The 24,352-nt window shown below is 72.3% G+C and carries 19 protein-coding genes; 9 read left to right on the top strand and 10 right to left on the bottom strand.

What is annotated here, in order from left to right:
* The first annotated feature begins 164 nt into the window (after nucleotides 1-164).
* Nucleotides 165-2,186: an MGH1-like glycoside hydrolase domain-containing protein gene (locus BMY74_RS19705; RefSeq protein WP_245786245.1), complete on the top strand. Its 2,022-nt coding sequence runs from the start codon at nucleotides 165-167 to the stop codon at nucleotides 2,184-2,186.
* Between the two features lie 43 nt (nucleotides 2,187-2,229).
* Here the strand turns inward: BMY74_RS19705 and BMY74_RS19700 are convergent, their stop codons facing one another.
* The 3 genes from BMY74_RS19700 to BMY74_RS45120 are packed head-to-tail and all read right to left on the bottom strand — an operon-like array spanning nucleotide 2,230 to nucleotide 4,878.
* Nucleotides 2,230-2,901: an AIM24 family protein gene (locus BMY74_RS19700; RefSeq protein ID WP_089917991.1), complete on the bottom strand. Its 672-nt coding sequence runs from the start codon at nucleotides 2,899-2,901 to the stop codon at nucleotides 2,230-2,232.
* A gap of 7 nt (nucleotides 2,902-2,908) precedes the next feature.
* Entirely contained in the window at nucleotides 2,909-4,264 is a 1,356-nt protein-coding gene (locus BMY74_RS44250; RefSeq protein ID WP_177229826.1) for a DUF2867 domain-containing protein, read from the bottom strand.
* A gap of 8 nt (nucleotides 4,265-4,272) precedes the next feature.
* The gene (locus BMY74_RS45120) at nucleotides 4,273-4,878 is read right to left on the bottom strand and encodes a hypothetical protein (protein WP_177229825.1); all 606 of its coding nucleotides are present in this window, start codon (nucleotides 4,876-4,878) and stop codon (nucleotides 4,273-4,275) included.
* 63 nt (nucleotides 4,879-4,941) lie between these two features.
* On the opposite strand from BMY74_RS45120, the gene BMY74_RS19680 reads away from it, so the two are divergent.
* Nucleotides 4,942-6,282 carry a cryptochrome/photolyase family protein gene (locus BMY74_RS19680; RefSeq protein ID WP_089917989.1) on the top strand — a complete coding sequence of 447 codons (1,341 nt, stop codon included), beginning with the start codon at nucleotides 4,942-4,944 and terminating at the stop codon, nucleotides 6,280-6,282.
* Nucleotides 6,283-6,334: 52 nt separating this feature from the next.
* Here BMY74_RS19680 and BMY74_RS19675 read toward each other — a convergent pair whose 3' ends face one another.
* Nucleotides 6,335-7,243, bottom strand: a complete 909-nt coding sequence (locus BMY74_RS19675) for an AraC family transcriptional regulator (protein WP_089917988.1) — start codon at nucleotides 7,241-7,243, stop codon at nucleotides 6,335-6,337.
* Between the two features lie 86 nt (nucleotides 7,244-7,329).
* Between BMY74_RS19675 and BMY74_RS19670 the strand changes: the two genes are divergently transcribed.
* The 5 genes from BMY74_RS19670 to BMY74_RS19650 all read left to right on the top strand — a co-directional run bounded on the left by BMY74_RS19670 (nucleotide 7,330) and on the right by BMY74_RS19650 (nucleotide 12,896).
* Nucleotides 7,330-8,358 carry an aldo/keto reductase gene (locus BMY74_RS19670; protein WP_089918295.1) on the top strand — a complete coding sequence of 343 codons (1,029 nt, stop codon included), beginning with the start codon at nucleotides 7,330-7,332 and terminating at the stop codon, nucleotides 8,356-8,358.
* A gap of 40 nt (nucleotides 8,359-8,398) precedes the next feature.
* Nucleotides 8,399-9,505, top strand: coding sequence for a DNA alkylation repair protein (locus tag BMY74_RS19665; protein ID WP_089917987.1), 1,107 nt, complete (start codon nucleotides 8,399-8,401; stop codon nucleotides 9,503-9,505).
* 304 nt (nucleotides 9,506-9,809) lie between these two features.
* The gene (locus BMY74_RS19660; RefSeq protein WP_089917986.1) at nucleotides 9,810-10,124 is read left to right on the top strand and encodes a CU044_2847 family protein; all 315 of its coding nucleotides are present in this window, start codon (nucleotides 9,810-9,812) and stop codon (nucleotides 10,122-10,124) included.
* Between the two features lie 7 nt (nucleotides 10,125-10,131).
* Nucleotides 10,132-10,890 carry a trypsin-like peptidase domain-containing protein gene (locus tag BMY74_RS19655; RefSeq protein ID WP_089917985.1) on the top strand — a complete coding sequence of 253 codons (759 nt, stop codon included), beginning with the start codon at nucleotides 10,132-10,134 and terminating at the stop codon, nucleotides 10,888-10,890.
* Nucleotides 10,887-12,896: a sigma-70 family RNA polymerase sigma factor gene (locus BMY74_RS19650; protein ID WP_089917984.1), complete on the top strand. Its 2,010-nt coding sequence runs from the start codon at nucleotides 10,887-10,889 to the stop codon at nucleotides 12,894-12,896. Before BMY74_RS19655 ends, BMY74_RS19650 begins: the two co-directional genes overlap by 4 nt.
* 51 nt (nucleotides 12,897-12,947) lie before the next feature.
* Here BMY74_RS19650 and BMY74_RS19645 read toward each other — a convergent pair whose 3' ends face one another.
* From BMY74_RS19645 to BMY74_RS19630, 4 genes are read right to left on the bottom strand one after another with little or no spacing between them, the layout of a single operon-like run.
* Nucleotides 12,948-13,844: an alpha/beta hydrolase family protein gene (locus BMY74_RS19645; RefSeq protein ID WP_089917983.1), complete on the bottom strand. Its 897-nt coding sequence runs from the start codon at nucleotides 13,842-13,844 to the stop codon at nucleotides 12,948-12,950.
* 52 nt (nucleotides 13,845-13,896) lie between these two features.
* Nucleotides 13,897-14,502, bottom strand: a complete 606-nt coding sequence (locus BMY74_RS19640; RefSeq protein ID WP_089917982.1) for an acetoacetate decarboxylase family protein — start codon at nucleotides 14,500-14,502, stop codon at nucleotides 13,897-13,899.
* A complete protein-coding gene (locus tag BMY74_RS19635) occupies nucleotides 14,492-16,204 on the bottom strand; it encodes an FAD-dependent oxidoreductase (RefSeq protein WP_089917981.1) in 1,713 nt (570 codons plus the stop codon). Before BMY74_RS19635 ends, BMY74_RS19640 begins: the two co-directional genes overlap by 11 nt.
* 3 nt (nucleotides 16,205-16,207) lie before the next feature.
* Nucleotides 16,208-17,653 carry a flavin-containing monooxygenase gene (locus BMY74_RS19630; RefSeq protein WP_089917980.1) on the bottom strand — a complete coding sequence of 482 codons (1,446 nt, stop codon included), beginning with the start codon at nucleotides 17,651-17,653 and terminating at the stop codon, nucleotides 16,208-16,210.
* Between the two features lie 72 nt (nucleotides 17,654-17,725).
* On the opposite strand from BMY74_RS19630, the gene BMY74_RS19625 reads away from it, so the two are divergent.
* Together BMY74_RS19625 and BMY74_RS19620 are read left to right on the top strand one after the other, a co-directional pair.
* Nucleotides 17,726-18,757: an AraC family transcriptional regulator gene (locus BMY74_RS19625; protein ID WP_089917979.1), complete on the top strand. Its 1,032-nt coding sequence runs from the start codon at nucleotides 17,726-17,728 to the stop codon at nucleotides 18,755-18,757.
* A gap of 125 nt (nucleotides 18,758-18,882) precedes the next feature.
* Nucleotides 18,883-19,821, top strand: coding sequence for an alpha/beta hydrolase (locus tag BMY74_RS19620; RefSeq protein WP_143091628.1), 939 nt, complete (start codon nucleotides 18,883-18,885; stop codon nucleotides 19,819-19,821).
* On the opposite strand, the gene BMY74_RS19615 is transcribed toward BMY74_RS19620, so the two are convergent.
* On the bottom strand, nucleotides 19,777-20,067 hold the full coding sequence (locus tag BMY74_RS19615) for an STAS domain-containing protein (RefSeq protein ID WP_089917977.1): 291 nt from the start codon (nucleotides 20,065-20,067) through the stop codon (nucleotides 19,777-19,779). The genes BMY74_RS19620 and BMY74_RS19615 overlap by 45 nt on opposite strands.
* On the bottom strand, nucleotides 20,000-24,205 hold the full coding sequence (locus tag BMY74_RS19610; RefSeq protein WP_245786244.1) for a SpoIIE family protein phosphatase: 4,206 nt from the start codon (nucleotides 24,203-24,205) through the stop codon (nucleotides 20,000-20,002). Before BMY74_RS19610 ends, BMY74_RS19615 begins: the two co-directional genes overlap by 68 nt.
* Nucleotides 24,206-24,352 lie beyond the last annotated feature (147 nt).

Raw genomic sequence — 24,352 nt, 5'->3', positions numbered from 1 at the left:
CCATCGGGTGCTGGGCCGGAAGGATCATGCCGTTGCGCCGACATGATCGCGAGTGCTGACAGAAGCGGACAGGATCACCGCCGATCCGGGACCGTGGGAGCGCTTTCATGGTGCACTGCCGGTTCGGCTCCGGTCGGATCCCGGCGCCGGGAAAGGTGCGAGGGATGAGTCCCCGGCGGCGGATCGGACATGTCCTGCTGGCCCTGACGACGGTGTTCGGCCTGCTCACCGGTGTCCCACCGGCGCACGCGGCCACCACGCCGTCATTGGAGTTCGCGAGCCCGCCGAGCCAGGCGCTGTACGGCTCCGCCTACACAGCCGCGCTGGACAACCTGCTGCGGATCAACACGATGGGCTACGACCCGCGCCACAACAGGAGCGGCCTGCAGGACCCGTCCGTCGGCTTCGTCCGCGCGGGCGGCGGCTACCAGCAGCCGTGGACGCGCGACGCGTCGGTCAACAGCTGGAACGCGACCAGCCTGCTGTCCCCGGCGCTCGCGGAGAACACGCTCTGGGCCGTCGTCGACAAGGACTCGGCGGGCGCCTTGCGGGTGCAGCAGGACGACCAGCAGTGGGACCAGGTCGTGTGGCTCACGGCCGCGTGGCACCACTACCTCGTCACCGGCGACCAGGAGTTCCTCGGCAACGCGTACCGCACCGCCGCGAACACCCTGACGATCCGCGAGAACGCCACCACGGCCGGGTTCAACGCCACCTACGGGCTGTTCACCGGCGCGTCGTTCTTCAACGACGGCATCGCCGGCTACCCCGCGCCGCCCGCCGACGCGACCGAGTCGGTCAGCACCGGCAGCATGCCGTGGCCGGGCATCGCGAGCGGGATGTACCTGAGCACCAACGAGGTCTACCACGCCGCCTACCTCAGCGCGGCGAACATGGCCGAACGGCTGGGCCGGCCGCAGGACGCCACCCGCCACCGCGCGAAGGCCGCCGCGCTGAAGGCCGCGATCAACCGGCACTTCTGGAACCCGGCGACGGGCCTGTACGACTACCAGCTGCTCGCCGACGGCACGCGCGGCGCCCACCAGGAGGGCACCGGCCTCGCGTTCGCGATCCTGTTCGACGTCGCGAGCCCGGCCCAGGCGCGCTCGATCCTCGCGAACGCGCGCTCGATGACGTGGGGCATGCCCGACACCTACCCGCACTGGGACCGCTACTCCGAGGCGCAGCCCGGCCGCCACAACGCGATCGTCTGGCCGCTCGTGCAGGGGCTGTGGGCCAAGGCGGCGGCGAAGGCGGGAGATCCGAGGACGTTCGCGGCGGAGACGGCCAGGCTCGCGAAGCTCGCGAACAACAACAGCGGGTTCTGGGAGATCTACAACGGCACCACGGGTGTGGTGGACGGCGGCTACCAGCGACTCGGCGACACGGTGAAGTTCCACTGGGGTTCCGAGCCCGCCCAGACCTGGTCGGCCACGGCGTTCCTCGACATGGTCCACACAGGACTGTTCGGGTTGCGGCACACCGAGGCGGGCCTGTCGTTCGCGCCGACCCTGCCCGCCGGCTGGGGTGACGTGACCCTGCGGAACCTGCGCTACCGCGACGCCGACCTGACGATCAGGCTGCGCGGGGCCGGTACGACGATCAGCTCGGTCAGGATCGACGGCAGGCCGGCACGCGCCGAGGTCCCCGCCACGCTGCGGGGCGCGCACACCGTCGAGATCACGCTGACGGGAGCGGCCGCCGGCGACCGCGACGGTGACGGCGTCGCCGACGCGCAGGACCGGTGCGCCGACACCGCGGGCACGGTCTCCGGTTGCCCCGCGCCCGGTCGCCTGGAAGCGGAGGACGCGCGCAACACCGGTGGCGTCAAGACGAACGTCAACCACACCGGTTACTCCGGCAGGGCGTTCCTCGACGGACTCTGGGCGCAAGGCGCCGCGTCGTCGTTCACGCTGCACCGCCCGACGACGGCGGCGGGTTCGGGAGCGATCACGTTGAGGTACGCGAACGCCCACGGCGATGCGCGCACCATGACGTTGTCGGTGGACGGACGTGCCGTGCGGCAGGTGAGCTTCCCGAAGGTCTCCGACAGCTGGGACGCCTGGGGCACGGTGACCTTCGACGGCGTGCCGGTGAGCGGGCGCGACCCGGTGGTGACTCTGTCCTGCGGCAGCGGCGACTCCGGTGCGATCAACCTCGACTGGCTCGAGTACCGCGGACCGTGACGCGGCTTCCCCGGCTCGGGGCGGACCCGAGCCGGGGCGCGCACTACTGCGCGGTCGGGATCGGATGGCCCTCCGAAGCCTGCACGACGACGATGCCGTTGCCCTGCAACGCGAGCTGGTACGCCTCGCCGGAGCCGCGCCCGATTACGGCGCCGAGCTTGGCCGTCTTGCGGATCGAGGACTGCAGCGACGTCGACCACAGCACGGCGGACTGCATGTCGACGTACGTCGGCACGTCCACGTTCAGCACGACCGGCGTGCCGTACGCGGTGACGGCCAGCGCGCCGGTACCGGTGAACGTGGTGTTGAACAGGCCGCCGCTGAGCATCGACGCGCCCTCGGTGCGGTTGATGTCCCACTGGAGGGTGCTGTCGAACGCGAGCACGTTCTTGCCGTTGACGGTGACGCTCTCGTTCTCCAGGTGCAGCACGAAGATCTCGTCGGCGTCCTGGGCGAGGAACACGTCACCGCTGCCCGACACCTTCATCAGCGACATGCCCTCGCCGGTGAAGGCCTTCTTGAACAGCTTGCCGATGCCGCCGGCGCCCTCGTAGGCGAAGTCGACGTCGCCCTGGTAGGCGACCATCGAGCCCTGCTTCGCGAAGAAGAACCCGCCGCTGCCGGTGAGGTCCACCTTGAGCATGCGTTCGTTCTGCAGCTGGAAACTACCGGGCTCGACGGCACGTTCCTGGTTGTTGAACAGTGAGCTGCGCATGCGCAGATCATGCCTCAGCCGCCGTCCGGACGATCCCGCGCGCCATCGTTGCGAACACGACGTCGTGCAAGGGTTTCTGCACGACCCAGTACAGCTGCCCGAGCAGGCCGTCGGCGGTGAACGTGACCTTCTGCCGGTAGCGGGTGCGGTCGCCGTGGCGGTCGACGCGCATGTCGAGCAGTGTGTGACCGGGCATCTTCATGTCCGCCCGCAACACCAGGCGCCTCGCGTCGTCGTCGCGGTGCACGACGGTCCAGAAGTCGACCACGTCGCCCTCCCCGACGTCGGGCGCCCTGCCGCGGAACAGGCCGATGCCGCCGAGCAGGTGGTCGACCGCGCCCCGGACCGTCCACACGAGAGGGACGGTGTGCCAGCCGTTGTCACCGCCCAGCGCGGTGACCGCGTGCCAGACGTCGCCGGGGGAGGCGTCGGTCAGCACGGTGCGTTCCTCGGTGAACACCTCGCCGTCGCCCGCCCCGGCCTGCGGTGCGGTAGCGGCGCGGATGGCGTTGTCGACGCTCGTCGTGCCGCCGGGCGGGGCCGGCAGCACGTCGGTGACGAGCGGGCCGTCCGCCGTGAGGTCGTGGTCGAGCGAGGCGAAGAGGGGTTCCGCCACGGTCGCCGGGACCGGTGTCACCAGGCCGGCGACCCGCGCGGCGAGCTTGTGGGACCACAACGGGGCGGGCACCGGCATCCTGACCGGCAGCCGCAGCACCCGCGCGCACCGCTGCAGCAGGTCCAGATAGGACAGCCGCTCCGGGCCGGGGACGTCGAAGACGCCGTCGACCGGTTCCGCGAGCTCCGCGGCGGCCACCAGGAAGTGCACGACGTCGGCCGCCGCGACCGGACTGCTCGTGTTGCGCATCCACGACGGCACCGGTACCCACGGCGTGAGCCGCGCCGACGACCGCAACAGCTCGAAGCTCGCCGAACCGGCACCGATGATCATCGACGCCTGCAGCACGAGCGCGGGCACCGCTCCGGCGGCCAGGACGTCACCGACCTCGGCCCGTGAGCCGAGGTGCGCGGACAGGCCGGGGGAGTCGGGGCGGGGCCCGCCGACGTAGACGACCTGCCGCACGCCCGCCCCGGCCGCCGCGGCGGCCAGCACGGCGGCGGCCTCGCGGTCGACGGCGGCGAAGTCCGGCCGGTCCAGCGAGTGCACGAGGAAGTACACGACGTCCTTGTCCGCCACCGCCTGCCGCACCTCGTGCGGATCCGTGGCGTCACCGCTGTGCACCATGACCTGGGTGGGGAAGCGCGTCGCCTGCGTGCGGTCGCGGACGAGCACCGAGACGTCGTGGTCGCGGGCGAGGAGCTCCGGCACGAGCTGCGACCCCAGGTAGCCGGTCGCGCCCAGCACCAGGCACCTCACCTGATGCCCGTCCGGTTCTGCAGGGCACCGATCTTCGTGCCGTACAGGAAGAACACCGCCATGAACACCTCGATCCGCTGCTGGGACGAGAGTCCGTCGAGGTCGATCGCGACCTCCGACTCCCGCACGTCCGCGTCCTGCGCGAGCCTGTGGTTGAACACCGCCCGCGCGACGTCCTGGCTGCGGTCGTCGACGTCCGCGTGGAACAGCCGCCGCAGGTCGCAGTCGGGCGGCAGCGGGTGGTGCACTAGCTCGGCGGGGTAACGCGCGTTCATGACGCGCGCCGCCGTGTTGAGCGTGTGCGCGATCAGCTCCGCGCCCCGGTCGAAGTGGTCGATCATCGCGACCAGCTCCTCGAGGGTCGCGACGTCCTCCTCGATGCTGACCGGTGTGCCGATGTCGAGGTCGAGGCGTTCCATCGCCATGGCGACGTTGTCGAGCACCTGGCCGGGGTCGACGACGAGCCGGTCTCCGAGGTGGACGCTCGCGCGGTGGTGGTGGGGATCGAGTAACTCCTGCGCCTCGCGGCCGAGCTGCGCGGGGAGCAAGTCGTCGTGGTCGGTCGTCACGCGCATGATGTGCCCGGTTTCGGGTACTCGCAACCGTCCTTCCACGAACGGGGGACGACGGGGTTGACGAGTCGCGGCAACGGGTAAGGCTCACCGATGACCACGTCGATCGCGCTCTTCACCCGTGACCTGCGGGTCCACGACAACCCGGTGCTGCACGCCGCGGCGGCCGCCGAGCGGTGCATCCCCCTGTTCGTGGTCGACGACGCGATCGTCTCGTCCTCGTTCTTCAACGCCAACCGGGCCGCGTTCCTCACCGAGAGCCTGGCCGACCTGGACGCGTCGCTGCGGGAGCGCGGCGGCAGGCTGGTCGTGCGCCGGGGGAAGGTCGTCGAAGAGGTCGCCAGGCTCGCCCGCGCGCACGACGTCACCGAGGTCCACGTCGCCGCCGACGTCAGCCGGTACGCCCGCCGCCGCGAGGAAGCCCTGCGGGCACTGGACGTCGACCTGCACGTGCACGACGCGTCGATCAACGCCGTCCCGCCGCTCTCCCTCACCCCGACCGGCGGGGGCGACCACTTCGCGGTGTTCACCCCGTACTTCCGCAAGTGGGAGACCGTGCCCCGCCGGGGAGTCCTGCGCGCACCGCGGCGGGTGACCGTGCCCGACCTCGGCGGCGACCTGCCCGACCTGCGCCACGGCACCCCGTCACCGGACCTGGCCGCCGGCGGGGAGACCGTCGGCCGCGAGCTGATGGCGAGGTGGGCTCGCTCCGGTGTGGACGACTACGCCGACGTCCACGACGCGCTGGCCGAGGACGCCACCTCCCACCTGTCCCCGCACCTGCACTTCGGCACGGTGTCGGTGACCGAGCTGCTCGACCGCGTCGGCACGGCGTCCGAGGGCGCCCGCGCCTACACCCGCCAGCTGGCGTGGCGCGACTTCCACCACCAGGTGCTCGCGGCCCGTCCCCGGTCCTCCACCGAGGACTACCGCACCCGCAACGACCGCTGGCGCCGTTCGGAGCGCGACTTCGCGGCCTGGCGGGACGGCCGCACGGGCTACCCGTTCGTGGACGCGGCGATGCGCCAGCTCGCCCGGGAGGGCTGGATGCACAACAGGGCCCGCCTGGTCGCGGCGAGCTTCCTGTGCAAGACCCTGTACCTCGACTGGCGGCGCGGCGCGCAGCACTTCGTCGACCTGCTGGTGGACTGCGACCTCGCGAACAACCAGATGAACTGGCAGTGGGTCGCCGGCACGGGCACCGACACGCGGCCGAACCGCGTGCACAACCCGATCGCCCAGGCCGGCCGGTACGACGCGGAAGGCCGGTACGTCAAGCGCTACCTGCCCGAACTGGCCGAAGTGGACCCCCGGTACGTCCACGAACCGTGGAAGCTGCCCGAGGACGAACGGGCCGCGCTCGACTACCCGCCGCCGATCGTGGACCTCGGCGAGGCGGCGGACAGGTTCGCGGAGGCCCGCCGCAAGCGGTGAACCCGAGCTCTCCGGCGCCGGCCAGGTGATCCCGGGGCCGGCCCGACCGGGTTCACGGCCGGAACCGGCCCGGTGGCACGCCCACCACGCGGGTGAACGCGTGCGAGAACGAGCTGTGCGACGCGTACCCGAGACGCTGCCCGACCTCCGTCACCGGTACGTCGTCGCGCAGCCACCGCACGGCGTGCCGCATGCGCAGGCGCAGCAGGTACTCCAGCGGGGGAACGCCCACCACGTCGCGGAAGCGGGCGGCGAAGGTCGACCGCGCCAGGTGGACCCGTTGCGCGAGTTCGGGAACCGTCCAGGGGTGGCCCGGTTCGGCGTGGACCGCCCGCAACGCCGGCGCGAGCCGGGGGTCGCCCAGCGCGGCGAGCCACCCGGCGGGACGGTCCGCGGAGTCCACATAGGACCGGAACGCCTGCACGAGGACGATGTGCGCCAAGTGGTTCCGCACGAGGTCGGCGCCTGGCAGCCCCGGGCAGCCCGTCTCGGCGACCAGCAGGTCCATCGCGGCCAGCAGCGCGGGCGACGGGACGTCCGCGGACGCGATCGGCAGCACCGGCGGCAGGAGGTCGAGGAGCAGGGTCGCGTGGTCGGGGTCGAGGACGAACCGGCCACCGGTGACGACGGACTCCGGCTCGCCGTCGCCGAGGCGGAGGTTCCCGCCCACGGCGTCGGCGGCGAACCTGACGTCCGCCGCGGCGAACTCGTGCGCGGCGAGGTCGGGCGCGCTCGCCATGGTGTACGGGCCGCCCGCGAGGAGCAGGTAGCAGTCGCCCGCCGTCAGACGCTCCGGTTCCGAGGACGCGGTGGCGATCCAGCACTCGCCGCGGTGCACCACGCCGAACTTGGCGTGCGCGCTGCCGGAGAACCGCAGCCCCCACCGGCCCGACGCGTCCAGGCGGGACGTGACCGCCGCCTCGACGGCGACCATCGACAGGACGTCGGAGAGGGGATCCACCAGCCGATCGTAGCTCAGAGCATCAAGCACAAATGACGGCGCTTCTGATACAGATAAGCCAGCGGAGGCGGCTTAGCGTGGTGTTCATGAAATACCGCATGCTCGGCAACACCGGCGTCCACGTCTCCACCGTCAGCCTCGGCACGATGACCTTCGGCGGGGCGGGCACCGCCCTCGGCGACGCTCTCGGCGGCCTCGACCAGGCCGCCGCGGACGCGGTCGTGGGCCGCGCGCTCGACGACGGCATCACCCTCGTGGACACCGCGGACGTCTACTCCGCCGGTGAGTCCGAGGTGCTGCTCGGCCGGGCGCTGAAGGGCCGCCGCGACGACGTCGTGCTCGCCACCAAGTTCAGCGCGCGCGTGGGGGAGGGCCCGAACCGAGTCGGCGCCTCCCGGCTGCACCTCGTCCGCGCGCTGGAGGACAGCCTGCGCCGCCTCGGCACCGATCACGTCGACCTCTACCAGCTGCACAGCTTCGACCCGGTGACGCCGGTCCACGAGACGCTCGCGGCGCTCGACGACGTCGTCCGGCAGGGCAAGGTCCGCTACGTCGGGTGCTCGAACCTGGCCGCCTGGCAGCTGATGAAGGCGCTGGGACTGTCCGATCGGAACGGCTGGGCGCGGTTCGCGTCGTCGCAGTCCTACTACTCGCTGCTCGGCCGGGACGTCGAACGGGAGATCGCACCACTCGCCGTCGACCAGGGCGTGTCGCTGCTCGTGTGGGCGCCGCTCGCGGGCGGGATCCTGTCCGGCAAGTACGGCAGGACCGGGTCGAGCGAGGCGGGGGCGCGCCGCTCGGCGGAGGACTACCCGGACTTCCCGCCCGTCGACCGCTCGACCGCGTGGGACGTCGTCGACGTCGTGCGCGCGATCGCCGGCGAGCACGAGGTGAGCGCGGCGCGGGTCTCCCTGGCGTGGGTCCTGTCGCGGCCGGGCGTCACCAGCGTCGTCGTCGGGGCGAAGCGCCCGGAGCAGATCGCGGACAGCGCGGCCGCGGCCGAACTGGAGCTCACCACCGAGGACCTCGCCCGCCTCGACGCGGTGAGCCGGGACAGGACTCCTTACCCGGACTGGGTGTGGGACTTCGCGGGCGGCGGCCGCGTCCCCGCCTGACCCGGACGGTGCCGCCGGGCCACTGGGTAGCATCGCGCGCATGCCCTTCGCCGATGAGCTGATCGGTGCCCAGACCGTGCGCGCCCTCGTCACCGCTTTGCGCACGGCGCGGCCGCGTGCGCGCCTGGCCCGGCTCCGCGACGCCGAGAAGGCGTTGGCACCACTGGCACTCAGGGAGCGCAGCGATCTCCTGCGCGACGCGTTGCTCGACGACCTGCCGGGCGACTACGCGTCGTTCGCCGCGACCGTGCGCGCCGCGGCGGACCAGGCGCCGTCGTTCACCGGGTGGCTGATCTGGCCGGTCACCAGCGCCGTGGCGGCCAAGGCGATCAGCGAGGGCGGCACCGACGCGTTCGACGACGCGCTCGCCCTGCTGGCGGAGCTGACACCGCAGCTGAGCGCCGAGTTCGCGCTGCGTTCCCTGCTGAACCACGACCTGGAACGGGCGCTCGGCACGATCCTTGCCTGGACGCGGTCGGAGGACGAGCACGTGCGCCGGCTCGCGTCGGAGGGCACGCGGCCGCTGCTGCCCTGGGCGGTCCGCGTGCCCGGCGTCCTCTCCGTCCCCGAGGCCACCCTGCCGATCCTCGACGCGCTGTACCGCGACGACAGCGAGTACGTCCGGCGGTCGGTCGCCAACCACCTCAACGACATCAGCCGCCGGCACCCGGACCTGGTCGTCGCGACCGCGACCGCCTGGACGGCCGCACCCGACGGCAACACCGCGCGCGTGGTGCGCCACGGCCTGCGAACCCTTGTGAAACAAGGACATCCGGGAGCGCTGGCGTTGCTGGGCTTCACCTCGGCGCGCCTCGACGTGGTCGGCCCGGTGCTCGCCACCGACACCGTGACGATCGGAGAGGCGCTGTCCTTCACCGGGTCCGTGCGCAACCTCGACCGGGAGCCCGCCCGGCTGGTGATCGACTACGTGGTCCACCACCGCAAGGCCAACGGCACGCTCACCGGCAAGACGTTCAAGCTCACGACCCGGACCGTCGAACCGGGGGAGACCTACGAGCTGAGCCGCGAGCACTCGTTCCGGGTGATCACCACCCGTCGCTACCACCCCGGTGAGCACGCCGTGGAGTTGCAGGTCAACGGGGTGCGGTCCGGCCGCGCCGAGTTCGTCCTGGTGGACGGCGCCTGACGCGCGTCACTCCTTCACGGACATCGATGACCAGCAGGTGGGTGGGGCTCGTCCAGGCCCGGCGAGGAGCAGGCCGCGCAACTGCGGGACCACGTGATCGGCCTCGCCCGGTGCCCCGGCTTCGCCGAGCTGACGCGCAGTGTGCGCGAGCGCCCGCAGCCGGCAGCGGCAGCACGAAGAAGTAGCCAGCGGCATTCGTCGGCGATTCTCCACGCTTTCCGGAATTACTTTCTTGCGCGTCTGGAATAGTTGCACTTCCGTGGAAATCGGTAACGTCTTTCTCAGGCTGCCCGACACGGCAGACATGAGTGAATTCTCCGAGCCGGTCGTCCGGATCGAGACCGTCCGGTTCGGCAACCGAGGCGGACGGCAGATCTCCAGTTCCGAGCGGACGGCGTCGGCCCTTCAGGAACGCAGGGCCGAGATCGAAGCGGGCATCGCGACGGCCGCCGACATCGTGCGCGCGTCGATGGCCACCGCGCAGGAGAAGGACGGCTGGCGCGTGTCGAGCGTCGAGGCGACCTTCGGGCTCACGGTCTCGGCGGAGGCGGGCGTCATCATCACGAAGGCGTCCGCGGAGGCGTCGCTCGAGGTGACGATGACGATCGAGCGCGCCTGACCCGACCATGTACCGGACGGAATACTGGGTCGAGGCGCGGCGGCCCGACGGAGGGGTCCTCGGCGCGGGCTTCTACGTCACACGCCGGTTCGTCATGACCGCGGACCACTGCCTGAGACCGCTGGCCGAGTCCGAGAGCGACGTGGTGCTGGTGCACGCGGACGGGACCGAGGCACCGGGTGTCGTCTGCGAAAGGCGCGAGGACGTCGATCTGGCGTTGATCAGGTTGGTGGGCAGGTCGTTCGTGCGGCCGCCGGTCCCACAGGTCTGCAAGAAGAACGACAGGTGGCGCACCCCCAACCGGCCGTCGCCGTCCGATCCGCACCTCAACGGCGCCGTCGACGAGCCGAACGTGAAGTACGACTGTGTCAGCGGTACGCAGCTGGAAGCGCTGCAGTTGAGCACCGAGGTCGTTCTCGGCAACTACGAGGGGTATTCCGGCAGCGCCGTCGAACGGGTCGGTGAGGAGGCGACGCTCGCGGGCGTGCTCCAGGAGCAGTACCAGAACCGCTTCGACGAGAAGCTGGGTGCGACGAACGTGTTGTGGGCCGTGACGATGCGCGAGGCGTTCGCGGCTTTCGCCGACTACTTCGACGACCACGCCCCGGCCGACCCCGCGACGGACGTCCGCCGCCACACCTCGGCGCTCGAACAACTCGCCGACTGGGAGGCCCACGGTCTGGTCGGGCCGAGCGCGGTGAACACGATCCAGCTGGAGATCGCCAGGGCGATGGTCGAGCAGTTCCTCTCGAAGGGGTCCGCGTGAGCACCCGCTGGGAGGAGGCCCTGCGGGCGCTCACCGAGCACGGCTGGAGCCCCGAGCGCGAACGTGCCGCGGTCGAGCACGTGACGGCGGCCTCGATGAGGACGCACCTCGACCTGCTCCTCCGCGTCACGACGAGCTTGCGACGCGACCAGGCCGAACGCCTGCTGGCGGCGTCGATCCACGTGCTGGACGCCGGATCGGACGAGGCTTTCCGGCTGCGCAACCAACTGGGTGTCGTCGCCGCCCGCAGCGGCGACTTCGCCGCGGCGCGGGCCGTTCTCGACGACGTGCACATCGACGCCGGCCGGGCCGGCTCCCCGGTGGCCGAGACGATCCGCGTGAACCTCGCGTCGGTCGCGTTCGCCGGCGGTGACGTGGGCGCGACACGGCGGTGGCTCGCCCAGGCCGATCGAGCCGGCATCTCCGCGGACGTCGCGGAGGTCGCCGCGGCGGCGGTGCACACGGCGGAGTCGCGGCTGCACGCGGACAGGTTCTCGTTGCTGCGCGCGATGTCCCGCCTCGGTGCGGCCGAGTCCGCCTACCGGGCCTCGGCCGGGTCGTCCGCGCCGACGGCATTGGTGGCCGCGGCGACCAGCGTCGCGACGCAGTTCGACCTGGCGATGGCCCAGGGAGCGACCGAGCGCGCCGAGGAACTCGCCGAGCAGCTGGAACTCCTCAGGCAGCGGATCGCCTCCTCGCTCGGGGCCGACCACCTGGACACCCTGGCCGTCCGGCTGAACCTGTCGACGGCGGACTTCGCCCTCGCCCGCGCGTCCCGTTCTTCCGGGGACGCCGGCCAGGCCCTGTCCTTCCTCTCCTCCGTGGCCGGCAGGATCCGCCAGGTGCTGGGCCGCCTGCACCCCCTGGCGCTCGTCGCCGCGGGGAACGAGGCGTCGGCGCGGTTCGAGTGCGCCCGGCTGGCGAAGTCGGTGACGGCGGCGTCGTCCGCCCTCGTCGTGATGCGGGAGGTCGCCGAGACCACCTCGCGGGAGCTGGGGGAGAACCACCCCCACACGATGTCCGCGTTCGCGAACCTGGCGACCGCGTCGTTCGAGCTCGCCCGGTCCGCGGACGCGCACGTCGAGCCCACCGCGGCCCTGGAGGTCCTGGAGACCGCCTGCCAGCGTGCCGAGACCGTTCTCGGAGCCGGGCACGCGACCACGCGCGTCCTGCGGCACGAGCTGCAGTTGTGCCGTCAGTGGAGCGAAACCGCGGACGATCGTGGTGGTGGCGGTCTCCGCACCTTGCAACGGGTCGCCACGGACGCGTTGTTCGGCGACGAGTACGTCTCCTTCGAACAGGCACGCGACCTGCTCGACGCCAAGCCGGCGAGGACGCCCGAGGTCGATCCGAAGGTCGCGTCGGTGTGGCGCAGGTACGCCGCGACGCGCAGCCGCCACTCGCACAGCGAACTCGTGTCGCACTACCTGCCGGTCGTCGCGAGAGTCCTCGGACGATTCGTGGGTGGTGTGCTCGCGAACGTGAAACTCACCGACCTCGCGCAGGCCGGCGTGTACGGCCTGGCGGAGGCGATCGGGAGCTACGACCCCGCGCGGGGCGGCGAAGGGTTCGAGGAGCACGCGGTCGGGCACATCGGTCGCGTCCTCGCGGGGGGACATCGCTCCGAGCACACCAGCAGGCTCTGGGCGCGGGACGTCGCGGCGACCCTGGACCTCTTCGAACAGGACAGACCGGGGCGGGAGCTTCCCGGCCCGTCGAAAGCACAGCTCATGGGGTTGTCCGAGCTGGAAGAGACCCACCTGGCCGAACTGCGCGAGATCGCGTCCAGGGGCGGTGAACGCACCGGCGTCGCGGAGCTGATCGCCGCGTTGCCCCCGAAACAGCGGGCGGTCGTCCTGTTCCGGTACCTGGAGGGCTTCAGCATCCGCGATACCGCCAAAGCACTCGGCATGTCCGCGACGCAGGTCTCGGAGCTGAACCGCCAGGCGCTGGCGCGGTTGAGGAAGGACCTCGGCGCCGGCGTCGAACCGCGTCTCGAGGAGTAGGAACGGGCTGTCTCCTGTGTGTGTCCACAGGAGACAGCCGCTCGTCATGCGCTACTCGGTGCCCTCGAACGTGACGGCCGGATCGGTGCGGGCGGGCTGCCCCCACACGAAGTCACGCGCGGCCGGGTCGTTGCCGAGGTGGTGGCGGAACCACGACGTCATGACCCGCTTCGCCGCGGTGAGCTGGGCGGTGCGGGTGATGGAACCGTTGTCGCAGAACAGGCCTGAGGAGTCCATGAAGCCGCAGTGGAACCCGCCGGTGATGGTGCGCAGCTGCCTCGGCGGCGGTTTCGCGGCGAACATCGGCCGCTGGTGGTCGGCGACCGGTGTGATGGTGTCCTGCGACCCGGCCAGGAACTGGGCCGGCGCCGCGAGGGTGGCGGCCGCCGCCTTGGCCGACGGGGTCGTCTCCGCGGCCGCATAGGTGGACACCGCGGTGATCCGGGGGTTGCGGGCGGCCGCGAGAACCGCCGCGCCGCCGCCCATGGAGTGGCCCGCGACGCCGAGCGACGTGGTGGTGATGTGGTCGCGGAACCGCGAGCCCGTCGTGGTGTCCTGGGCGACCAGCCAGGTCAGGCCGGTGTTGAGGTCGTCGGCGAACGTGCCGTGGTTCGGGCTGAGGCCGCCCTGCGTGGTCGGCACCACGACGACGAAGCCCCACGACGCCAGGTGGTTGCTGGTGCTCGTGTACTTCGACGTGGCCTGGAAGAAGCCGTGGCCGAACGCGATCGCGGGGAACCTGCCGGTCGCCACCGGCTGGTTCGCCCCGGCGGCCGTGGCGGGGTAGTGGACGCGGGCGGGCACGGACCTGCCGCCCGCGACGGCGGTGACATCGCTGTACGCCACCGGGTACGCGCCGGGCAGGCCGTAGTCCGGTGGCGCGGCTAACGCGCCGGGGGCGGCCAGGACGGAGGCCGCCAGGGTGAGCACGGCAAGGAGAACTCGCATGTACCACTCCTCGTGAGATGGGTGGATCCGCGGCACTGGTGGTGCCGCGAAGTCAGGACGAGCCGAACCGCATGCGCAGGTTCGTGACCGCGAGGTGCAGGCGCGGCCGGGCCTTCGCGAGCCAGCCGAGCGCGCCGTCGGGGGTGGTCCGCCAGCGCAGCCGGGTGGGGCGGACGCGGGCGGACGTGCGCAGCTTCGTGCGGTGTGCCTTGTCTCCCAGCGACTGCCAGACGGAGGTGGTGAGCAACGCGGGCAGTCCGGGTGCGTTGCGGGGGTTCTCGTCGGCACCGGCGATGCCGTTGATGGCAGCGGTCAGGTTCGGGTTCGCGGTGAACGTGAAGTCCGCCATCTCCTTGGGGATGCCCCACATGGCCCGCGCGCCTCGCTTGGACGTCTCGTCGTCGACCCAGATGTCGGTGATGGTGAGGCCCGGCCGGAGGCCTTGCCGCACCAGGACCGCGGTCATCAGTTCGTGGTACGAGAGCAGGCCCGGTGGGGTGTAGTCGACGAACGCCGACACCACGACCACCTTGCCGAACAGGGTCAGCGGGGTCACGCCCGGTGGTGGCGGGGGGACGGCGGAGCGGGGCGCGGTCCAGACGGTGAGCCAGCCCCGGCCGCGGAGGTCCCAGGGTTCGGGAGGGAAGTCAGCGGGCATCGGTGGCCTTCCGGGTGCGTGGCGGGGTTGATGCTGGTGCTTTTCCGTTGTGCGGTGTCGATTCCTGAGGCGCTGGAGGCCGCAGCGCTCCCGGCGCACCGACCGGCACCGCGGGCCGCCGCGGCACCACCGCCGCCACCCGCGCGTACCGCGACCCGAGCGGCGGCCGGGGATCCGGCTCGCCCTTGCACGGCCACAACGACATCGCGCGCTCCGCCAGCGCCGTGATCGTCAGCGCCGGGTTGACCCCCAGGTTGGCCGGGATCGTGGAGCCGTCCACGACGTGCAGCCCGGGGTGCCCGTGCACGCGGTGGTACGGGTCGACCACCCCGGTGGCGGGGGAGTCGCCGATCACGCACCCGCCGATGAGGTGCCCGGTCAGCGGGATGTCCGCCATGTCGGTCCACGCGCCCCGCGCCACCCCGCCGGACAGCGCGGCCATCCGCCTCGCCACGTCGTGGCCCGCCGGGATCCACGTCGGGTTGGGCTCGCCCTCGCCCTGGGTCGTCGTCAGGCGGCCCCGCCTGGTCCTGGTGGTGAGCGAGTTGTCCAGGCTCTGCATGACCAGCAACGCGATCGTCTCCTCCGACCACCGGCGCGGCGTGTGCAGCCGCAGGGCGGTGCGGATCTCGGAGCGCAACTGGGCCAGGCCGCGGCGCGTGCGGGAGGGGCCGCCGTCGACGAGCGTGGTCATGAGCAGGCCCAGGAGGTTGCTGCCGCGGCCGTAGCGGACGACCTCGACGTGCGTGTCCGCGTCCGGGTGGATCGACGACGTGATCGCGATGCCGCGCGAGTGGTCGGCGCGTCCGTCGGTCGAGCGGACCGCGATCACGGCCTCGGAGTTGGTGCGGCACAACGTGCCGAGGCGGTCGGACAGGCCGGGCAGGCCGCCGTTGTCGCGGATCTGGTGCAGCAAGCGCTGCGTGCCCAGGGACGCGGCGGCGAACACCACCTGGTCCGCGGTGAACACGCGTTCCGCGCGGCCGCCGGTGCGCCGGGTCCGCACGGCGTAGCCGCCCTCGCGTCCCGGCCGCACGTCGGTCACCGTCGTCAGCGGCCACACCTCGGTGCCCGCCTGTTCGGCGAGGTGGAGGTAGTTCTTCGGCAGCGTGTTCTTCGCGTTGTGCCGGCAGCCGGTCATGCACGCGCCGCACGCGATGCAGCCGTTGCGCTTCGGGCCGGCGCCGCCGAAGAACGGGTCCTCGCCGTCGCGTCCGAAGTGGACACCGACTCGGGTGGGGCGGAACGTCGCCTCCACGCCGAGTTCGGCGGACACCTCGCGCAGCAGCCGGTCGGCCTCGGTGGGCAGCGGGTTCTCCACGACTCCGAGCATGCGGCTCGCCTGGTCGTAGTGCGGCGCGAGCTCCGCGCGCCAGTCCGTGATGTGACCCCAGTGCCGGTCGCGGAAGAACGGCTCCGGCGGCTCGTAGAGGGTGTTGGCGTACACGAGCGAACCGCCGCCGACGCCCGCGCCGCTCAGGACCATCACGTCCCGCAGCGGGGTGATCCGCTGGATGCCGGTGCAGCCGATGGCCGGCGCGAACAGGTAGTCGCGCAACTGCCAGGACGTGCGCGGCAGCTCGTGGTCGGCGAACCGCCGCCCGGCCTCCAGCACGCCCACCCGGTACCCCTTCTCGGTGAGCCGCAGGGCGGTCACCGCGCCGCCGAACCCCGACCCGACGACGAGCACGTCGTAGTCCACGTCTCACACCCCTTCCGAGGTCAGGTCGCGCGTCAGCACGTGGTCCTCGGCCCGCAGGCGCGCGGTCCTGCGGAGGTACTCCCGGGTGCTGCCGGGCCAGTTGGTCGTGACGGACCCGTCGTCGGCGCGGTACCAGGAGCCGCAGCCGCTCCACACGCCGTTCGCGAGGCGGGAGCGCATCTCCGCGTCGAACGCCTCGGCGACGTCGGGCCGCACGTCCAGGGCGTTCGCGCCGGACGCGGCGAGGTGGCGCACCGCGGCGACGACGTACCGGCACTGCGCCTCGATCATCGTGACGATCGAGTTGCCGCCGAGGTTGGTGTTCGGGCCGTACACGAGGAAGAAGCTGGGGAAGCCGGGCACGGACATGCCGAGGTGTGCCCGTGGCCGACCGGCCCACACGTCGGCCAGCTCACGGCCGTCCACACCGGTGACGGTCATCGGGAGCCGGAAGTCGGCGACCTCGAAACCGGTGCCCCAGATCAGCACGTCCGCGGCGTGCTCGCGGCCGTCGGCGGTCCGCACGCCCCGCGCGGTGATCCCGGTGATCGTCTCGGTCACGACGTCGACGTTCGGCGCGGCGAGCGCCGGGTACCAGTCGTTGCTGAACAGCACCCGCTTGCACCCGGCCTGCTCCCGCGGCCGCAGCCGTTCGCGCAGGTCGCGGTCGCGCACCCGGAGCCGCCGGTGGGCCGCCGCGACACCCGCGACCAGGCCGCGCGAGAACCGTCCCGCCGTGAGGAGCCCGGTCAGCGCCTCGCCGGCGAGCCACACCCCGCCGCGGGCCGCCCGTGCGGTCCAGGGGTGCGCACGGCCGCGCAGCCGCGCGTCGGGTTTCGGCAACACGTGCGGCGCGGACCGCTGGAACACGGTGAGGTGGCCGGCCAGCGGCTGGATCCGCGGCACGAACTGCACCGCGCTCGCACCCGTGCCCACCACCGCGACCCGCTTGCCGTCGAGGTCGACGTCGTGCCGCCAGCGGGCGCTGTGGAACACCGGTCCCTCGAAGCCGTCCAGACCGGGAAGGGCCGGGACCGACGGCCGGTTCAGCTGCCCGACCGCCGACACCAGCACGTCGGTCTCCAGGACCTCGCCACCGGCCAGCTCGACCCGCCACCGGCCACCGTCGAACGACGCGGCGACGACCGTCGCGCCGAACCTGATCCGGTCCCGCACCTCCTCGGCGCTGCGGCGCAGGTAGGCGAGGATGTCCGGCTGGGCCGAGTACCGGCGCGGCCACGAGTGGTGCGGCGCGAAGGAGTACGAGTAGAGCGACGACGGCACGTCGCACGCGGCGCCGGGGTAGGTGTTCTCCCTCCACACCCCGCCCACGCCGTCCGCGCGCTCGAGCACGGTGAAGCGGTCGAAACCGGCTCTGCGCAGGGACAACGCGACGCCCAGACCTCCGAACCCGGCACCGATGACGATCACTTCGGGATTTGCTGGCACGAGATCGAAACTAGGAAGGAACCACCCGTTCGCACCAGGACAACAGCGGCCGCGCGATTGACAATCGCGGCCATGAGGACGTTGGCCGAACCGGCGACCCGGCACTGGGACTTCCCGCGCGGCATCGCGAGCGTCGCACTCCTGCTGCGCTTCGGCGCCGAACGCGGACTGTCCCGGGACGTGCTCCTGGAGGGCAGCGGCCTCACCGAAGACCAGCTCGCCGACCCGGTGGCCGAGATCAACGCCCGTCAGGAGCTGGCCGTCGTGCGCAACCTGGCCGCGCTCCTCCCCGACGCGGGCGTGGACGCCGGCCGCCACTACCACGCCACCACGTTCGGCGTGCTCGGCCACGCCTTCCTCAGTGCCGCCACCATGCAGGACGCGATCGACGTGGCGTTGCGCTACGTGGACCTCAGCTTCACCTTCACCGCGCCCACCGCGGTGCTGGACGGCGACCTGCTCGTCCTCTCGCTCGACCCCGGCGCCCTGCCCGCGGACGTGGTGCCGTTCCTCGTCGAACGGGACCTCGCCGCCATCCACACGGTGATCGGTGAGCTGGTCGGCGGCGACGTGCCGGTGGTCTCCGTCGACTTCGCCCACGCCGCACCGGCCGACGTCCGCGCGCACGAGGAGGTCTTCGGCGTGGGCCCCCGGTTCGCCGCGTCCCGCACCCGGTCCGTCGTGGACGCGTCCCTGCTGGCACGGGCGCTGCCGCTGGCGAGCCCGGAGGCGACCGCGCTGTGCGAGCTCCAGTGCCAGGACATCGCCGCGCGCCGCCGCCGGAAGCCGGGCGTCGCGGACGAGGTGCGCCGCCTGCTCGAACGGTCCGCGCGCTTCGAGGAGACGATGCCGGTCGTGGCCCGCGCCCTCGGCCTCAGCTCGCGCACGCTGCGCCGCCGGTTGAGCGAGTCCGGCACCAGCTATCAGGCGTTGCTCGACGAGGTCAGGTCCGAACGCGCCGCCGTGCTGCTCGCTCGTGGGGGAGCGTCGGTGGACCAGGCGGCGGCCGAGCTCGGGTTCGCGGAGGCCGCGAGCTTCATCCACGCGTTCCGCCGCTGGTACGGCACGACGCCGGCGAACTTCGCCCGGACGCGCGGGGTCTGACCGTCCTCTTCGGAACGTGACGCCATCGTGCCGGTCGCGCCGGGCACGCGCATAATGATCAGCATGCTGAACGTTTTGTGGATCGGCCGGGTCGTGCGGTGCGTGCGGAAGCTCCCGGTGGGGTCGTGAACCGGTCACGTCGGTGGCCACTCGGCCGTTCGCCTCGCCGGCAGTCCTCCGGCACCTCGCCCAGCCGGTCGCCTGTCGCCACCTGGACCCGTCGTCTGGCCGCCGTCGCCAGCGTCGGCGTCCCGCTGGTCCTCCTCGCCACCGCCTGGGGACCGCTCACCGCCGGTCACCCGGCCCACCTGCTCCTGCTGGCCGCGGTCGCCGTCATCGGCACGGCCGCGGCCGTCTGGCGACGGGTCCCGCCGTGGCCGGCCCTGGCACTCACCGTCGTCCTCGTCGCCCCGCTGCTGTACCTCCAGCCGTTCGCGTCCACTCAGGACGGTGACGACGCGACGGTGCTCAGGCCGGACGGCCCGGTGCGCGCGGGACTCGTCTTCCACCCCGGCGCCAGGGTCGACTACCGCGCGTACCTCCCGCTGCTGCGACGCGTTGCCGCGCAAGGGTTCCTCGTCGTCGTGGTGAAGGAACCGCTGAACATCGCGCTGCTGAGCGGGGACACGGCACCACTGCGCGCCGAGCACCCCGAGGTGCCGGTGTGGGCGGTCGGCGGGCACTCCCTCGGCGGGGTCGCGGCGGCACGGGACGTCGCGGCTGACCCGGCCGTTCGGGGCCTGGTGCTGTGGGCGTCCTACCCGGTCGACGACCTGTCCGGCCGCGGCGGGCTCCGCGCGTGGTCGATCCGCGGCGAACGGGACGGCTTCACGACCCGGCAGGACGTCGAGGACTCGAAGGGCCTGCTGCCGGCGGACACGCGGTTCGAGCTGGTGCCGGGGGCCGTGCACGCGTTCTTCGGCGACTACGGCGACCAGCCGGGGGACGGTGTGCCGTCCGCCTCCCGCGACGACGCCCAGGAGAAGATCGTCGAACTCACGGCGGCGGCACTCGGCGACCTAGCGGTCCACACCGCGAACGGTGGCCATGGACGTGAGCCCTGACATCTCCAGCAACGGCGTGAGCAGCGACGTCGCGACCACCTCGACGCGCTCGGCGTGCGCGAACAGCACGCTCATGCCGGCGCTGTCGATGTAGTGCACCTCGGTGAGGTCGATGACGACAGGTCCCTTCGTGCCCGCGAGGGCCTTCTCGAAGGACTCGGTGTTGCTCAGGTCGATCTCACCCGCCACCTTGAGGACGGGCCTGCCCTGCGGGTCGGTGGTGGTGGTCAGGGTCAGTGGCGTCATGGGGAATCTTCACCTGCATCGTCACGGTGGTGCCGGTCGGGTCGGGGAGGATGGCGACTTCGTCCATCATGGTGTGCATGATCGTCGTACCGCGGCCGCGACTCGCGTCCGGCGGGGAGTTCGGCGTCTTCCACGTGCCGGTGTCCACCACGGTCACGTGCAGGTCGCTGTCGCCGACGGTCTCCAGGCGCAGCTGGACGGCCTGACGCGCCGCGTCCCGGTACGCGTGCTCGATGGCGTTCGCGGACGCCTCGCCGACGGCGACGAGGACGCGCTGGGCGTGGCCGGTGGAGAAGCCGCACTGGCGCAGCCACGTCCGCAGCTTGCCGCGGGCGCTCTGCAGCTCGCCGGGTTCCGCCGGGAACGTGACCTCCAGCGGCGCGGGGTGCCGGTACAGCAGCAGGGCGACGTCGTCGTCGTAGCCACCTGACGGGGCGAGGGCCGCCATGATCTGGCCGGCCAGGTCCTCCAGGCCGTTCACGCGGCCCTCCTGGACGGCGTGCGCGGCCTTGTCGATGCCCTCGTTCAGCGAGCTGCTGCGGCGTTCGACGAGCCCGTCGGTGTAGGTGAGCAACGTGGACCGGGGCGGCAGCACGCACTCCGCCTCCGTGCGCAACACGTCGAGCTTCACCGCCAGTGGGATGGAGCGTCCGCCTTCGAGCAGTTCGGTGGTGCCGTCCACCAGCGCGAGGATCGCGGGCGGGTGCCCGGCGCTCGAGTAGACGAGGTGTCCGGTGTCGGGGTCGAGGACGCCGCAGAACACCGTGGTGCACAGGGCACCGGGCACACCAGCCGCGAACTGGTCGAGGGCCATCAGCGCGCGGGCCGGTCCGATCTCCTGCAGGAGCAGGGCCCGGCACGCGCTGCGCAGCTGGCCCATCACCGCGGCGGCGGAGAGCCCGCGACCCACGCAGTCCCCGACGACGATGCCGATCCGCCCGTCCGGCAGGGCGAAGGTGTCGTACCAGTCGCCGCCGACCTCCAACGGGCGTGCGGCCGGTTCGTAGCGCACGGCGAATCCGCCGGGCAGGTGCGACGGGCCGAGGATCGCGCGCTGCAACGCGAGCGCCGTCTCCCGTTGCTGGTCGATCTGGCGGGCGCGGGCCAGGCCCTGCGTGAGGTGACCCGCGAGCAGCGAGAGCAGCAGTTCGTCCTGCTCCGTGAACTGGTGGCCGGGGTCCAGGCGCAGCAGGAGCACCATCGGCCCGTCCGGGTGCTCGACGGTGACGGCGATGCTGCCGTCCCCGGTGAACACCGGCATCAGCGCCGAGTGCTCGGTCAGCGCGGCGAGGATGTCGCGTTGTGGCCCGGGCAGGTCGGCCCAGCCGAGATCGGCGCCGCTGACGCGGGGAGCCGAGTCCCTGCCGAAGACGACGGCCAGGACCTGCTCGATCCGCCACAGGGCCTGGAGCTGCTCCAGCGCACCGGTCAGCGCGTCGGCGGCGCTGGTCGCGCGGGACAGCCGCATGCTCATCTCGGCCAGCGCGGTCTCTCGCCTGCGGACGTGGTGTTCCGCGGTGGCGTCGCGGAACGTGCCGACGGTCACCGTCCGGCCGGTGTCGGGGTCGCGGGCGGGGTTCATGAGGGCGCTGATCCACACCCGCCTGCCGTCGCGGTGGGTGACGGGCAGGGTCCGCCCGCGCTGGTCGCGGCCCGCCTTCGCCTCGAGCGCCTCCGCGAACTGCCTGCGCGCCTCCGCGTCCGTGCGCTCGTCGGGCCACCACGGGTGCGGCACGGCGTACGGCAGGCCCTCCGGCCCGTAGCCGAGGATCTCGGTGAACGCCGCGTTGACCTCCACGACGGCGCCGTCCTCGTCGCAGACGAAGAACGCCTCCTGCAGCGAGTCGATCAACGCGTCGCGCCAGCGGGCGTGCCGTCCGCGCAACCGGGCCAGGTCGACGTTCGCCCGCACCCTCGCGAGCAGGTCGGCCGCCGCGAACGGCTTGACGAGGTAGTCGTCCGCGCCCGCCCGCAGGCCTTCGCCCGAGGCCTCCTGCCCCGCGCGGGCGGACAGCAGCAGCACCGGGACCGCCATCGTGCGCTGGTCGGCACGCAGGGCGGTGACCAGCGACAGGCCGTCCATCCGCGGCATCATCACGTCGCTGACGACGAGGTCCGGCGGGTGGGCACGAGCCGACTCCAGCGCGGCCACGCCGTCGTTGACGGCGCGCACGTCGTACCCCGCCCTGAGCAGCAACCGGGTCAGGTACTCCCTCATGTCCGCGTTGTCGTCGGCCACCAGCACCGTGGCCGGGACCTCCGGCGCGGTGGCCGCGGCGGTGCCCGGCAGCAGGTCCTCGGCGGCGGCACTCGCGTCCGGCAGCCAGCGCAGTGCCTCCTGCACGTACGGCGTGGAGATGTCGGACACCGCCGTGAGGCCGGTCTCCTGCGACAGCGTCCCGGCGGGCAGGTGCTCGGTGCCGAACGGCAGCTCGACGGTGAAGGTGGTGCCCTCGTCCACGGTGCTGTCGGCGCGGATGGTGCCGCCGTGCAGGTGCACGAGCTCCTGCACGAGCGCGAGCCCGATGCCGCTGCCCTCCTGCGACCGCGACCAGGTGTGCTCGATGCGGTGGAAGCGCTCGAACAGCCGGCTGATCTCGTTGGGCGCCACCCCGACCCCGGTGTCGGCGACCGTCACGACCGCCTTGCCGCCCGCCTCCCGGACGGACACGCGCACCGAACCGTCGATCGTGAACTTGAGGGCGTTGCTCAGCAGGTTGAGCACGACCTTCTCCCACAGGCCGAGGTCGACGTGCACCGGCCGGGGCAGGGGCGGGCAGTCGATCTCGAAGTCCAGTCCCGCCCTCTCGACGGCCGAGCGGAACACGCTGGCGAGCTCGGCGGTGGCCGCGGCGAGGTCGACGGGTTGGAACACCGCCTGCATGCGGCCCGCCTCGAGCCGGGAGAAGTCGAGCAGCGTGTTGACGAGCTTGCCGAGCCGCAACCCGTTGCGGTGGATGACCTCGAGCTCCTGGCCCGCCTGCGGGTCGCCCTGGGAGAGCCGGTCCCGCAGGTCCTGCACCGGGCCCATGATGAGCGTCAGCGGGGTCCGGAACTCGTGGCTGATGTTGGAGAAGAACGCGGTCTTGGCGCGGTCGAGCTCGGCGAGCTCCTCCGCACGTCGTTGCTGGGCGCGGAAGTCCCGCGCCCCCGCCACGCCGGCGGCGAGGTGGCCCGCGACCAGTTCGACGAAACCGCGGTAGCCGTCGTCGAGCGGGCGGTGCCGGTTCAGGCCCGCCACCAGGAAGCCGTGCGGCACGCCGCCCGGCCGCTGCAACGGCACCACGAGAGCGCTGGTGGGCGGCCGTTCCCAGGCCCCGCCCGGCAGTCCGGTGATCCCCTCCAGGTCGACCACGGAGGACTCGCCCCGCCGCGCCGCCGCGACCGGCCACAGCGACTCGTCCGCGAGCGGGATGAGCGGGGGAGCAGCGGGGTGCTCCGCCATGGTCCCGGTGGCGCAGGCCAGGCGCGCGTGCCCGTCGTCGAAGAGGTAGGTGAGGGTGAACGGGAGGTCCCGCTGGTTGCCGTCGAGCTGGGCGCAGGCGTAGGACAGGACCTCCTGCTCCTCGCGCGCCACGCTGGGGTCGGAGCCGAGGTCGCGCAACGTCGCCATCCGCCGTTCGCCGATGACGCGTTCGGTCTCCTCGCTGACCACGCACAACATCCCCGCCACCGCGCCGCTCTCGTCGCGCAGCGGGCTGTAGGAGAACGTGTGGTAGCTCTCCTCGCTGTAACCGGAGCGTTCGACGAACAGCAGCAGGGCCTCGTCCCAGGTCGCCCGTCCGGTGGTGAGCACGGTGTCGACCCTCGGCCCGATGTCGTCCCAGATCTCCGCCCACACCTGTTCGGCGGGCCGGCCGAGCGCCCAGGGGTACTTGCGGGCGAGCGTGTTGAGCCGATAGGCGTCGTTGCAGAAGAAGGTCAGCTCCGGTCCCCACGCCATCCACATGGAGAAGCGGGACGACAGCAGGATGCTCACGGCGGTCTGCAGGCTCTGCGGCCAGCCGTCCGGCGGTCCGAGCGGGGTGGCCGCCCAGTCCACGGCGGCCAGGTCGGGCCCGATCTCCCCGCCCTCGGCGAACACGTCGGTGAGCCCGGGACGGTCCTCTCTGGACCCGCTGTCGTCAGAGCGTCCCACCGACCGTCCTCTCCTCGCACCTCGCCGTGTCCCCGTCCAGAGTGCCCACGTTCGGCTCCGGCTGCACAACCAGTTGAAGTGATCTTGAGTGACGCAGCGCACGGCCAGGCTTGTTGAAGTTTCAATATGAAAGGTGGACAGTGATAT

The organism is Lentzea albida (assembly GCF_900111005.1).
In the GTDB taxonomy this organism is placed as follows: Bacteria; Actinomycetota; Actinomycetes; order Mycobacteriales; family Pseudonocardiaceae; genus Lentzea; species Lentzea albida.
Note: the sequence above shows the minus strand (reverse complement) of the source record. Positions and strands in the feature narration are given on the sequence as shown.